Source organism: Rhizobium sp. C1 (assembly GCF_021026335.1).
GTDB lineage: Bacteria > Pseudomonadota > Alphaproteobacteria > Rhizobiales > Rhizobiaceae > Ensifer_A.
The window spans coordinates 28,008-41,218 of the sequence record NZ_JAJNCY010000009.1 but is presented as its reverse complement, the minus strand read 5'-3'; the positions used below and the strand labels follow the sequence as shown (position 1 = coordinate 41,218).

Annotated in this window: 9 protein-coding genes and 1 tRNA gene; 7 read left to right on the top strand and 3 right to left on the bottom strand. The window is 62.2% G+C overall.

Annotated features, from left to right (window positions below; genetic code table 11):
- Positions 1–11 precede the first annotated feature (11 nt).
- The 4 genes from LQK83_RS17395 to LQK83_RS17380 all read left to right on the top strand — a co-directional run bounded on the left by LQK83_RS17395 (position 12) and on the right by LQK83_RS17380 (position 5,653).
- Positions 12–1,088 (top strand): FecCD family ABC transporter permease, encoded by a 1,077-nt coding sequence (locus LQK83_RS17395; protein WP_230838667.1) that lies wholly within the window; start codon positions 12–14, stop codon positions 1,086–1,088.
- Positions 1,082–1,834 (top strand): ABC transporter ATP-binding protein, encoded by a 753-nt coding sequence (locus LQK83_RS17390; protein ID WP_230838666.1) that lies wholly within the window; start codon positions 1,082–1,084, stop codon positions 1,832–1,834. Before LQK83_RS17395 ends, LQK83_RS17390 begins: the two co-directional genes overlap by 7 nt.
- Positions 1,835–2,090: 256 nt before the next feature.
- A complete protein-coding gene (ppdK, locus tag LQK83_RS17385) occupies positions 2,091–4,760 on the top strand; it encodes a pyruvate, phosphate dikinase (protein WP_230838665.1) in 2,670 nt (889 codons plus the stop codon).
- A gap of 2 nt (positions 4,761–4,762) precedes the next feature.
- Positions 4,763–5,653, top strand: a complete 891-nt coding sequence (locus LQK83_RS17380; protein ID WP_230838664.1) for a DUF1499 domain-containing protein — start codon at positions 4,763–4,765, stop codon at positions 5,651–5,653.
- Here LQK83_RS17380 and LQK83_RS17375 read toward each other — a convergent pair.
- The 3 genes from LQK83_RS17375 to LQK83_RS17365 form a co-directional block, all read right to left on the bottom strand.
- Entirely contained in the window at positions 5,560–6,897 is a 1,338-nt protein-coding gene (locus tag LQK83_RS17375; protein ID WP_230838663.1) for a glycosyltransferase family 2 protein, read from the bottom strand. The genes LQK83_RS17380 and LQK83_RS17375 overlap by 94 nt on opposite strands.
- A complete protein-coding gene (locus LQK83_RS17370; protein WP_230838662.1) occupies positions 6,894–8,171 on the bottom strand; it encodes a glycosyltransferase family 2 protein in 1,278 nt (425 codons plus the stop codon). Before LQK83_RS17370 ends, LQK83_RS17375 begins: the two co-directional genes overlap by 4 nt.
- Positions 8,172–8,319: 148 nt before the next feature.
- Positions 8,320–9,234: an MBL fold metallo-hydrolase gene (locus tag LQK83_RS17365; protein ID WP_230838661.1), complete on the bottom strand. Its 915-nt coding sequence runs from the start codon at positions 9,232–9,234 to the stop codon at positions 8,320–8,322.
- A gap of 181 nt (positions 9,235–9,415) precedes the next feature.
- On the opposite strand from LQK83_RS17365, the gene LQK83_RS17360 reads away from it, so the two are divergent.
- The 3 genes from LQK83_RS17360 (at position 9,416) to LQK83_RS17350 (ending at position 13,186) form a co-directional block, all read left to right on the top strand.
- Positions 9,416–9,490 (top strand) — tRNA-Gln (locus tag LQK83_RS17360).
- 506 nt (positions 9,491–9,996) lie between these two features.
- On the top strand, positions 9,997–11,706 hold the full coding sequence (locus LQK83_RS17355; RefSeq protein ID WP_230838660.1) for a glycerol-3-phosphate dehydrogenase/oxidase: 1,710 nt from the start codon (positions 9,997–9,999) through the stop codon (positions 11,704–11,706).
- The gene (locus tag LQK83_RS17350) at positions 11,699–13,186 is read left to right on the top strand and encodes an FGGY-family carbohydrate kinase (RefSeq protein WP_230838659.1); all 1,488 of its coding nucleotides are present in this window, start codon (positions 11,699–11,701) and stop codon (positions 13,184–13,186) included. The genes LQK83_RS17355 and LQK83_RS17350 overlap by 8 nt, the downstream gene beginning before the upstream one ends.
- Positions 13,187–13,211 lie beyond the last annotated feature (25 nt).

Here is a 13,211-nt window from a genome sequence, read left to right as displayed (position 1 = left end):
GGACAAGAGACATGGCGACGATCGCCACCGAAACATCGACTTCACATCTTGAGACGGGGCGCGGTCAGTACCGCGCACTCGTTATGCGTCGGATCCTGATTCTCGTTGGGATCGCTCTGGCGCTCTGTTTCACTTTTACGCTTGATATGTCGCTGGGCCCGGCCCGCTACACGCTTGCCGATGTCGCGTCGGCAATTGCCCATCCCGCAGCCGCCGCCGAGCAGCTGCGTGTCGTCATCTGGGATATTCGCATGCCGATCGCGCTGATGGCGATCACGGTCGGGGCCTCGCTGTCGCTCGCCGGCGCGCAGATGCAGACCATCCTCGCCAATCCGCTCGCAAGCCCCTTCACGCTGGGCATCTCGGCCGCTGCCGGCTTCGGGGCGGCCCTCGGTCTCGTTGGCGGTGTGGCGCTGTTTCCCGGCGCAGTCGAGCTGATGGTGCCGATCAATGCCTTCGTCATGGCGATGGTTGCTTCGTTATTCATTTATGGCGTCTCGACCCTGCGAGGCGTCACGGTGGAGACGATCGTGCTGCTCGGCATCGCGCTCGTCTTCACCTTCAATGCAGCGCTCTCGCTGATGGAATATCTGGCGTCCGAACAGGCGCTCGCCGCCGTCGTCTTCTGGACCATGGGCTCGCTCACCAAGGCGACCTGGATCAAGGTTGCAGTCACGGCTGCCATCCTCGTCGTCTGCGTTCCGCTTTTTGCCCGTCAGGCCTGGCAGCTCACGGCGCTCCGCCTCGGCGACGACAAGGCCGCGAGCTTCGGCGTCAATGTCCGCCGGTTGAGACTGGAAGCCCTGATCATCATCAGCCTGCTGGCCTCCATCCCCGTATCCTTCGTCGGCACCGTTGGCTTTGTCGGTCTTGTCGGTCCGCATATTGCCCGCATGCTGGTGGGCGAGGATCAGCGTTTCTTCCTGCCGGGGTCGATCCTCTGCGGCGCGCTGCTCCTTTCAGCAACGTCCGTCGTCAGCAAGATCCTGATCCCCGGCGCGGTGCTGCCCATTGGCGTGATCACGGCGCTGGTTGGCGTTCCCTTCTTCTTCTCGCTCATTTTCACCCAGAGGCGGCGCGCATGGTAAGCTTGGCGCTCGACAATCTCGGCGCATCCTATGGCCGAACCCGTATTCTCGATGGAATCACGACCGGCAAGCTGGAAGGCGGTTGCCTGACCGCCGTTGTCGGCCCCAATGCCGCTGGAAAGTCCACACTTTTTAAACGCATTGCAGGCCTCATCAAGGGCGATGGTGCGGTCACGCTCGACGGCTCAAGGCGCGGCCGAGACGGCATTTGCTACATGCCCCAGGATACGGGGGCCAACGCGGTTCTGACCGTCTACGAATCCATCGTTCTCGCCTCGCGCCAGGGTGCGGGGTGGCGTGTAGGGGAAAATGACCTGGCCGAAATCGACCGGCTGCTGGAAAGCCTCAACATCGCCAATCTCGCATTCCGCAATCTCGGTGAACTGTCGGGCGGCCAGCGGCAATTGGTGGCGATCGCCCAGGCGCTCGCCCGCAATCCGGAAGTGCTGCTGATGGATGAGCCGACCTCGGCGCTCGACCTGCACCGCCAGATCGAGGTTCTGGATTTCATGCGCCGGCTCGCGGCCAATCGCGGCATGGCGGTGCTGATCGCCATCCACGACCTCAATCACGCACTGCGCTATTGCGACCAGACGCTCGTCATCGCCAATGGCCGTCTCGTCGCCTGCGGCCGCACGAGCGACATCGTGACGGCACGCATGCTGCGCGAAACCTATCGTATCGATGCCCGCATCGAAACCTGCTCCCAAGGCCTGCCGCATGTCATTGTAGATGCAGCGGCGTGACCTTGGAGCGCCATGCGTCCACACGGAGGCATGGCGCTCTCACTGACAAAGCTTCGCTTCGTGTCTTGCGAAAATCGATTTCGATGTCCGCGACGAGGCGCCGGCAGCGCACGAATTTCCCCCGATTTGTGCGCTGCAACAAATTATGGCCAACTTCCCGTTTCCTTTTTCATAGCCATACTTTAGTGTCTGTCCACTCGAGGTGAGTCCGGCGTGGGAGCGCCGCTCGGGGAGGGAGGGGAGCAGGTAGGCGAGAATGAGGAAATGGGTCTATACGTTCGGCAACGGCCAGTCTGAAGGCAGTGCCGGCGAAGGTGACATTCTGGGCAGCAAGGGCGCCAATCTCGCCGAAATGGCGGCTCTTGGTCTGCCTGTGCCGCCCGGCGCGACCATCATTTCCCCCGCCTGCACCTGGTATGCCGAGCATCAGCGGCATTTTCCCGAATCCCTGCCCAGGCAGATTGATCAGGCCGTGGCTGAAATCGAGCGCATGTCCGGTCGGACCCTCGGCGGTGCGAAGAAGCCTCTGTTTCTGGCAGTGCGACCCGGCTCCCGGGTCCCCATCCCCGGCATGATCGAAGCGATCCTCAATCTCGGCTTGAATGACGAGACGGTCGAGGCGCTCGCAGAAGAGACCGGCGACCGCCGCTTTGCCTACGATTGCTACCGCCGCTTCATCAGCAGTTTCGGCGATGCCGTGATGGGGCTCGACCGCGGCTATTTCGAGGATCTGACCGAGGCCGAAATGCGCGCCCGCGGCGTCAGCCTCGATACTGATCTCGATGCCGAAGCCCTGATTGCCATCGTTTCGGCGATGAAGGAGCTCATTTTCGAGGAAATGAGCGAGGCGTTCCCGCAAGACCCGCGCGAACAACTCTGGGCTACCATTTCCGCCACCTATCAGGCGTGGCTTGCACCCCGCGCCAGCGCCTATCGCGCCTTGCATGGCATTCCGGTGGAGTGGGGCACGGCGCTGAACCTGCAGGCCATGGTCTTCGGCAATCGCAACGCGGCGTCTGCCTCCGGTATCGTGCTGACGCGTAATCCGGAGACCGGCGAAAAGATGCTCTTCGGCGATTATCTGCCGAATTCGCAAGGCAGCGAACTGGCACTCGGCGAGCGCAAGCTTTATCCGATCTCCGGTCGTGCGCATGCCAACGGCAATGCCGGCGTCACCTCGATGGAGGTGCAGTTGCCGGCGGCGTATGCGCAATTGCGCGATGTCGCCGCCAGGCTCGAGGCCCATTATCGCGACATGCAGGATATCGAATTCGCCGTCGACGACGGCAAGCTGCATGTGCTGCAGGCGCGGCCGGCGCGCCGCAGCGTCAAGGCAAGCCTCAGGCTCGCGGTGGAAATGGTCGAAGAACGGCTGATCACCCGCGAGGAGGCGATTGCCCGCATCGATCCGCTTTCGCTCGAACAGCTGCTGCATCCGGCCATCGATCCCGCTGTCGAACGCAATATCATCGGTACCGGCCTGCCGGCCTCACCGGGCGCTGCGTCGGGGGAAATCGTCTTTACCTCTGAAGACGCCGTCGCCTTCTATCGCGAGGGTCGCAAGGTCATTCTGGTGCGGACCGAAACGAGCCCGGAAGACGTGCACGGCATGCATGTCGCCGAAGGCGTCCTCACGCTTCGCGGCGGCGTCACCAGCCACGCGGCCGTCGTTGCGCGCGGCATGGGCATTCCTTGCGTCGCTGGCGCGTCGGGCCTGCGCATCGATGTCACGGCCGGCACACTGACCGGGTTTGGCGTGACGCTCCAGAAGGGCGATTTCATCACCATCGACGGCTCGCTCGGCCAGATCATCAATGGCGAGGTGTCCATGATCCAGCCCGAGCTTTCGGGCGATTTCGCCGAAATCATGGAGTGGTCGGATGCGATCCGTCGCCTCGGCGTCCGCTCCAATGCCGACACGCCCGCCGATGCGCGGGGCGCGCGTTCCTTCGGCGCGGAAGGCATCGGGCTGTGCCGCACCGAACACATGTTCTTCGAAGAGGGCCGCATCAATGTGATGCGCGAGATGATCCTGGCGGAAGACGAGGATGGCCGCCGCGCGGCACTTGCCAAGCTGCTCCCCATGCAGCGCTCCGACTTCATCGAATTGTTCGAGATCATGCACGGCCTGCCGGTCACGATCCGGCTGCTCGATCCGCCGCTGCACGAATTCCTGCCCAAGGCGAGCGAAGACATCGCGGAGACGGCTGCTGCCGTCGGCCTGGATGAAGACAAGCTCCTTCGCCGCATCGAGGACATGCACGAGTTCAACCCCATGCTCGGCCATCGGGGTTGTCGCCTCGCCATCTCCTATCCCGAGATTGCCGAGATGCAGGCACGCGCCATCTTCGAGGCCGCCGTCAAGGCTGCCGAAAGCACCGGTGCTGCCGTCGTGCCGGAAATCATGGTGCCGCTCGTCTCGCTCAGAACCGAGCTCGACTATGTGAAGGCCGCCATCGACAATGTCGCCAAGAAGGTGGCCGAGGAAACCGGCGTTTTTATTGACTATCTCGTCGGCACGATGATCGAGCTGCCACGCGCCGCGCTTCGCGGTCAGGAGATCGCCGAAGCCGCCGAATTTTTCTCCTTCGGTACCAACGACCTGACGCAGACGACGTTCGGCATTTCGCGCGACGATGCCGGCAGCTTTTTGACCACCTACAAGCGCAAGGGCATCATCGAGCAGGATCCGTTCTCCTCGCTCGATTTCGACGGCGTCGGTGAACTGATCAAGATCGCCTCCGAGCGCGGCCGCAAGGCGCGCAACGATCTGAAGCTCGGCATCTGTGGTGAACACGCCGGCGACCCGGCCTCGATCCGCTTCTGCGAGCAGACCGGGCTCGATTATATCTCGTGCTCGCCCTTCCGCGTGCCGATTGCCCGTCTGGCCGCCGCGCAGGCCGTCACCGGCACCACAGCGAGATAAGCATGGCGATCGAATATCTGAGGCCCGTCTCCCATGCCGCTTTCTGGTCGCGGCGGATCGCGCTGTTCGCGCTCATGCTCATGGTGGCCTCCTGGCTTGCGACGCGTTTCGGGCCGGTTCTGGAGGTCCATTTTCTGGTTCTGTATCTGGCGGCCTGCGCCCTTGCGGTCGTGGCGCTTCTGCTGGCGCTGGTCGGGCTGGTCAATCTGTGGCGGGTCGGTGCGCAAGGCGGAAAATCCTCGGTCGCTGCGGTGCTGCTTGCCGTTCCCGTGCTTCTGCCCGGCGCCTATGCCGGCTGGCTCTACCATTCGCACCCCCCGATCTACGAGGTGAGCAGCGATCTCACCGATCCGCCCGCCTGGATCAAGGAGGCGCGCTATGACCAGCTTTGGCTCGGCCCGCGTCCACCCGCCGACGCGGCCATGCGCCAGACGCAATATACGGCCTATCCGGGGCTGATCACCCACCGGTATGACGCCTCGATCGATCGGGTCGTGAAGGCGATCCGCCTGGCCGCGGGCGACCGGCGCATCAAGTTCATCGAGGAAAACATTCCCTCCGACCTGCGCGAGCGGGAAGATGAGCCGGCCCAGCCGGAAGTTCTGGGCGGCATTCCCGTCCCGCGCCGCCGGCCGAGCGTCATTGTCGTGCCGGGTGCCATGCAGCCGAAGCGGCAAATCCCGGTCGCCGTCTTTCAGGGCGTGGTAACGGATCGCATCACGGGCTTCCCCTATGATGTCGTCATTCGCGCTCGCGAGGCCGGCGACAGTACGCTGGCCGACATTCGCGTCGCCGCCCGTTACGGCCGCGCCGATCTCGGCGTTTCGGCGGGTATTGCCGATGCGTTTCTGAAGGCGCTGGATGAGGCAATGCTCGGCTCCTCCGACGATTGAGCATGGAGCGCAAGTGGCGTTGCAGGGGCAGCGTCCGCAGGGCGCCGCAGCAGGGTCTGATCGATCACCACATCCTCAAGCGGCGGGAGCATCGCTGACATCACGTCATACATGTCGCGCGGCGTCTGCGCGCCGGTATTGCGGTTGTTCAGATAGATCTTGCCATCCTTGATGCCGGAAAAGGCGCCGTAATTGACCGGCAGGTCCAGATGGACCGGATTGAACGCATGCGCATAACGCCCGTTCTCCCACTGTGCAAAGGCGGTTCGGTAGATGTCGGTCATGTATGCGAAATCCTCGCGGCTTGGAAAGCGCGAGCAATAATAGGCGCAACAGCGCGCGAAATTCTCCTGCCATCCGTCGATTGCGAAGCCGGCGCTGTGTTTGACCCATTGCTGTGTCGCGAGCACCGATGCAGGCACCCCCATCTCGACCCTGAATGGCAGGCCTTCCATCGTCGGGTCGTTGAAGTAATTGCGTCCGATCTCCGCCATGACGGTGACATTGGCGGTGCGGATGTTCTTGGCATCGAATGCAATGGAGGAGATCGAAAGCGGGCACACACCGTGGATCGACAGCGGCCGCTGCCACATGACGAAGCGGTTGCCTAGCAGCACGGACTTGAAGCTGGAGTCGAAATCGACGGTTGGATGCTCGAAATAGCGCCCTTTGAACCGCTCGCGGATCCTTTCGATGAGCCGTCGCGACAGGGCCGAATGATAGATGGAAAACCCGTGCGTCGGCGCTGTGGTGGCATCGACCCACAGAAAGGCGCGGCGGAGCAGCCATTCCTTTGGCATCTCGACGAAATGATGCGTCAGCTCGAGCGCCACATTGGTATCCGGCGCACCCACGCAGTCCGGCCAGTTGAAGCTCGCATAGCCCCAGCCGAAGGCTTCCACGTCGGGCAGCAGCAGTTCCACCTTCGTCAGCACCGAGGCCAGATCGGGGTCGACATAATCGTCGTCGCCGATGACCGTCACCCAGTCACCGGAAGAGGCTGCGACCGTGCGTTCCCAATTGTCCACCATGGAATAGACGGTCGGGCCGGGCGGCAGGAAAACGACGCGTGGATCGTCCCGATGCGCCTTTATGACGTCGGCCATGATCGTGGCGTCGTCGGAATTGTCGGCAAACACGAATTCCAGGTCGCCGCGCGGGTTCTCCAGCAGCGCATTGATCGTCTGGGCAAACCAGGTCTGGCGATTGCGCGACGGGACGCAGATGGAGAGACGCGGCCTCATGCACACAGTCCTGTGGCAGTGCCGTTGGCCGGTGCGGGCGGATCGAGAAGCGCTTGCCGCAGGGCAAGCGCGACCGCCGAAAGGCCGGAATGGTCGGTCGCAAGCACCATGTCATCGGGGGCCTCGAACATGGCGCTAGCGATGCCGTAAAGCTCAGATGGCGTCTCGAAAATCCTCACGTCGTCAAGCACATAGACGATCGAGCCGTTTACGCCCGTAAATGGCTCGCCTTCAAATTTCGGGCTATATAGCGGGTTGAAAAAAGCCAAGTAACGGCCGCCTTCCCAGTTCGAAATCGCGCTTCTGTAGCTGTCCGCAAGCTGGTGGAATTGCTCCGAATCGACATAAAGATAGCAATTCTCCGCGCAGGCGCGGACAAAATTTTCCTGCCATCCGTCAATGACGATACCATACCTGCGCAGGATCCAGCGCACCGTCTGCAAAATCGAGCCGGTGACGCCCAGCCGGTAGTCGAATGGCGCGTCCGCATCGACCTCGTCGCGGATGTCGCGTCCGAGCTCCTGCATGAATTCCACATTCTTCCGGCGCAATTGCTGAAGGCCTGCCATCATCAGACCCGAACAGCTGAGCGGGCTGCGGCCATGGACTGAAAAGGGGCGGCTTGTATAGGCAAAATGCCGGCCCTCCAGGATGACCTTGGTCGCGCTGTCATAGTCCACGGTCGGATGTTCGAAATAGGTGCCGCCAAAGCGCTGGCGGATCCGTTCGAGCAAGGGCCTGGAAACTGCCGAATGATAGATGGAATAGCCGACCGATGGCACGCATGTCGCCCCTTCCCAGAGAAAGTAGCGTTCGAAAAGGCGCGTCCTTGGAATGATGACGAAGTCCGAATTGGGCTCGATCTTGATATGGCTGCGCGCCACGCCCTCGGCGGGCCAGAAGTAGTCGAGCTTGCGCCAGTCCACCGCCTCGATGCCGGCATGGGCCGCATCCATCCGGGTCAGCAGGGCGGCAAGTTCCGGATCGGCATAGTCGTCGTCGCCGATGACGGTGACCCAATCGCCGGTGGCTGCCGCAACCGTGCGCTCCCAATTGTCGAGCATGGAAAGAACGCAGGACTTCGACGCCAGGAAGACGACGCGCGGGTCGTCCGCAAATTCCGTCATGAAATCGGCCATGATGGACGCATCGTCGGAATTGTCAGCAAAGACAAATTCCACATCGGACCGCGGGCTTTCAAGAAGCGCGCGCACCGTCTGCTGAAAATAGAATTGCCGGTTTCGTGACGGCACGCAGATTGAGAGCTTCGCCATGTATCCCCCCATAGCTTTGCATATGCGAGGATAAGAATATTATGTGAAGCTTGGCTAAGGCTTTTCTAACTCACGCTTATGTTGCGGCGCAAAGAGCCCCTCCACAAGCGCGTGGAGCTTGGCTTCTCAAGCCTGAAGGGCGGCTTTGTCAGGATGGGACATATATGCCAGATAGCCGCGCCGGGCCGTCGGTCGCAACCAGGCCGCGTTCTGTCAGATCTTCCAGATGGGCGAGTACCGACAGGGCGGCTGCGCCGTGAAGCCTGGGATCCGTGTCGCGATAGATCGCCTTGACCATGTCGGCAATCCGCCTGTCGCCGGCTTTGATCCGCTCCAGAATGGCGCGTTCGCGCATGCGCCGGTGCGTTCGCAGACCGCGGCAGAAGGCGGCCGGCGAGGTGACGGGCCCACCATGGCCGGGAAGATAAAGCCGGTCGTCGCGCTGCAGGAGGCGCTCCAGCGAGGCCATGAAATCCGCCATCGCACCATCAGGCGGGGCAACGATCGAGGTCGCCCAGGCCATCACGTGATCGGCCGAAAAGACGACGCCCGTGCCCTCAAGCGCAAACGCCATATGGTTGGCCGTATGGCCGGGCGTGGCAATCCCCGAAAGCGCCCAGCCGTCGCCCTCGATCACGCCGCCATCGGCAAGTGCGATATCGGGGACGAAATCCATGTCGGAACTTTCGGCAAAGGGGTTGGTCTCGCCGTCATGCAGCACCCGCGCCGGACGGTGCGGACCTTCCGCCACGATCAGCGCGCCCGTCGCGGCCTTCAGCCGGCGCGCCAGGGGCGAGTGATCCTTGTGCGTATGGCTGACGGCAATATGCGTGACTTCTCGGCCCTCCAGCGCCTGCATCAGCGCCTGAAAATGCGCCTCATCGTCCGGGCCGGGGTCGATCACGCAGACGGAACGGTCGCCGACGATATAGCTGTTGGTGCCGTAAAACGTGAAAGGCGAGGGATTGTTGACCGTGAGCCGCCGGATGCCGGGCGCAACCTCGATGGCTTCGCCATAGGCGGGCTGGAATTGCAGTTCGAATTTCGGAAGATCGTCGCTCATGCCTCCTTATAAACGATTTGCCGACCCCGCAAAGCCTTGCCGGCAACACCGCATTCACATCGCAGGGATAAGACGAATATGCGTTGCCGTGCCCGCGACTTCTTGCTAAGAGCGCTCCGCAAATCTGCTTTGCGCATCACGACGGTTCACGTCGCTATGACGCGGAAAGTGAGAACGGCATTGGGGCGTCGCCAAGCGGTAAGGCACCGGTTTTTGGTACCGGCATTCCCAGGTTCGAATCCTGGCGCCCCAGCCAATCATGCAAAATGCTTAACTTTCAATGATTTAGATGGCGTCCGAAAACCGTCACCGGAACAGTTATCCGGCGCGGCAAGCCGGCTCATTCCTCTGTGCAGTTCCGCGCTCGGATCCTGTTGGCCGCACCTTGCGCGCGGGTCGTCACTTCGATCCTGGCCATCTTACTTGCCCCAGAAGGCGCTCTGTCTACGAGTGGGATCAGCGCACTGTCTGTTGTAGTGTTGAGAGTGATCGTCGGTCTATTTTCTGCGACCAGTTCTAACCCAACCGTTAACCCTTCATGTTTTGTGTCACTGCGGAGCGCCGTTTGGCCCCGCTCTCATTTGAGGCAGCGCACACGGAGCGGTCTCTTGGTCCGGTCTAAGCCATCGTGGCGCATGTTTGAAACACCTGCGAATTTATAAAAGTAAATCGCGTTTGACTTTTATAAAAATCCTTGGCTATATGTGTCCGCAGATGCACTGAGGGCCCTGAAGGGCCTCGTTGAGTGCCATGGGAGATACTATGCGAATTCGGGAGGAAAGCCTGACGCGGCTTGCGTCCGGCGAGGGTTTTGACGTGCTCATTTTGGGCGGTGGCGTGAACGGCGTAGCAGTCCTTCGAGAACTGGCGTTGAATGGCGTGTCTGCACTTCTCATCGATTCTGGCGACTTTTGCCGTGGCGCGACGGGCGCTTCTTCGCGTATGGCGCATGGCGGTCTGCGCTATCTCGAGAACCGGGAATTCAAGCTCGTCGCTGAATCCGCCCGCGAACGTAACCGGCTGCTCAATCATGCTGCCCATTTTACACGCCCGCTCGAAGTGGCCGTGCCGCTCCCCACATTCCTGCGCGGGCTCCCCGGTTCGATCCTGCGCTTCCTCGGATTCGACTGGAAAGGCAGCACCTTCAGCACGGCCGGGCTTAAGATCGCTCTCACGCTGTATGAGTATCTCGGACGCGAGGGCCGCGCCCTTCCGCGCCACAAGACCGTCCTCGCCCGGGGAAAGTTTCCGCGCGGGCTGGCGCGGCGTTACAAGGCGGTTGTCAGCTATTTCGATGCCCGCATCCGCAATCCGGAAGCGCTGGTGCTGGAGATGATCGAGGAAGCGCTGACGGTCGAGCCTCAAAGCGCGGCGCTCAACCATGCCAACTGGCGTTATGACGGCGGCGGCGCATTCACGATCACCGTCGGCGATACTAGTTTGAGCAGATCCATCCGCCCCAAGGTCGTTGTTAATGCGGCCGGCGCGTGGGTCGATGAGGTCAACGCGGCGCTGGGTTGCCCGACAAAATATGTCCGCCCGGTCAAGGGCGCCCATCTTCTGATCCGCAACGATGCGCTTTTCGACCGCATGGCCAACCGCGCCTTCTATTTCGATGATGGAACGGGCCGCATGGTCATTGCCTATCCGCTCGATCGCACGGTCCTGCTGGGAACGACCGAAATCACGGTGACCGATCCCTCAGACGATACGATCGCCGCACAGGAGATTTCCTATCTGACGCGTTCGATCTCGAGCCTGTTCGACGACATCGAGATCGGACCGAAGGACATCGTCTTCATGACGACCGGCATCCGGCCCCTGCAGGCCGGCGGCTCCGCCGATGCCAATCGAGCCAACCGTGACCATCGTCTCGCCGAAGACCGTATCGAGAGGGGTATCCCGCTTCTGTCCCTGATCGGCGGCAAGTGGACGACCTTCCGCGCTTTTGGCGAACGGGCCGCCGACCAGATATTCCTGCACCTCGATGTCACGCGCAGAACGGGCACCGCGGGTCGCGATTATCCCGGCGCGATCGGCTTTCCGCGCGACGAGATGAGCCTGGCTCGCGCCCGGCAATCGCTGGCGGCCCGTTTCAACATGTCCATGGAAAGGGCAGCGAACCTCTATTCCCGATATGGCGCCATTGCCGAGCGGGTCGCTGCGTTCTGCGCCGAAACGCCCGATCAGCCGCTTGCGAACCTGCCGAGCTTCACGCGCAACGAGATCGTCTGGCTGATCCGCGCTCGCGCGGCCATCCATCTCGATGACCTGATTTTCCGGCGCTCCCAGATAGCGCTCGACGGCGAATGCACGCCCTTGCTGGTGCAGGAACTAGGGCATCTCCTGGCCCATGAGCGCGGACAGTCAATGGATTGGGCCGAAAGCGAAATCACCCACTGCCTGAACAACCCTGTGCTTTCATTTGCAGCGCGCCAGCAGGGTCCGCAGGGAGTGCGCTGCCATGGCTGATCTGTTTCTCGCCATCGATGCCGGCGGCACGGCAGTCAAGGCTGCAGTCTTTGATCTGACGGGGCGGCTTGTTGCCCAGCGCAGCATCGAAGTTGTCACGATCCATCGCGAAAACGGCTGGGTGGAGCGCGAGCCGGAAGCCTTCTGGCGCGGCACGGCCACCGCGATCCGTCAATTGACGAAGGCCGAGATTGCGGCTGATCGCATCGCGGCCGTTGCCTGCACGGGTTTTGGCAATGGTGTGTTTCTCGTTGATGCCGAGGGCAGGGGAATGCGCGATGGCATCGTCTCCGTCGACCATCGTGCGCAAGGCATTGTCGATGCGTTCGAGCGTGACGGCACGGCGGAGCGGATCGAAGCGATCACGGGTCACCGGATCTGGGGCGGCCAGACGCTCATGCAGCTCGTCTGGCTTGCCCGTAACGAACCGGACGTCGTTCGCCGCACCCGCTGGGCGCTGGCCTGCAAGGATTTCCTTCGCATGCGGCTGACAGGTGCCGCCACCACAGATCCGACGGATGCGAGCGGCGGCGGGATGCTCGATCTGGCGCGTGGGGCCTATAGCGAGGCGCTTTTCGAGGCTGCGGGCATTCCGGAACTGGCAAGCCGTGTCCCCGAGATTGTCGAAAACTCGGGTATTGCCGGATATGTCTCGCACGAAGCGGCCGATGAAACGGGGTTGATCGCGGGCACGCCCGTCGTCGCGGCGATGATGGATGTCAGCGCCTGCGTGCTGGGCGCGGGTTCGGTTGGCGCCGATACCCTCACAATGATTGCCGGCACCTGGTCGATTAACGCGGTGGAGACGCGCGCGCCGATAATGAAGCGGCCGCCGATCCTCAATATGATCCATCGCGACCGTGCCTGCCGCCTTCTCGCCGACGGCAGCCCAACTTCGGCGGCAAACCTGAACTGGTATCTGAGCCGCGCGCTGGGGTCGTCCGTCGATGTGAGGCAGGCAAACGCGCTCGTCGCAGAGAGCCCTGTCGAAGCGTGGCGCTGCCACTTCATGCCTTTCGTCAGTGGTCCTGCACCGCGTCGGGGCGCATTCGTCGGAATGACCAACAGCGATGATCAGGGCTCGATGTTGCGGGCGATCTACGAGGGCGTTGCCTTCCAGCACCGACGCCATGCTGAAAACGTCGTGAGTTATGTCGCGCCGCAGAGCCCGCAAAAGATCCGGCTAGCCGGTGGTGCATCAAAAAGCGCCGTCTGGGCTCAGGTGTTTGCCGATATCTGTGGCCTGCCGGTCGAAGTGCCGGAAGGCGAGGAGATCGGGGCGCTGGGGGCTGCCATGTGCGCGGCCGTGGCGACCGGCCACTATCCTGATCTCGTCTTTGCAGCGCAAGCGATGTGCCGTGTCGAGCGCACCGCCGCGCCGCGCTCGCATCTGCGCGATTTCTACGACGAACGATATGGCGAATTTCTTCGCCTTGATCGACGGCTGGCGGGGCTCTTCGACCCATCAGCCGAACACTGAAGTCTGACAGTCTTGGAGGAGGAAA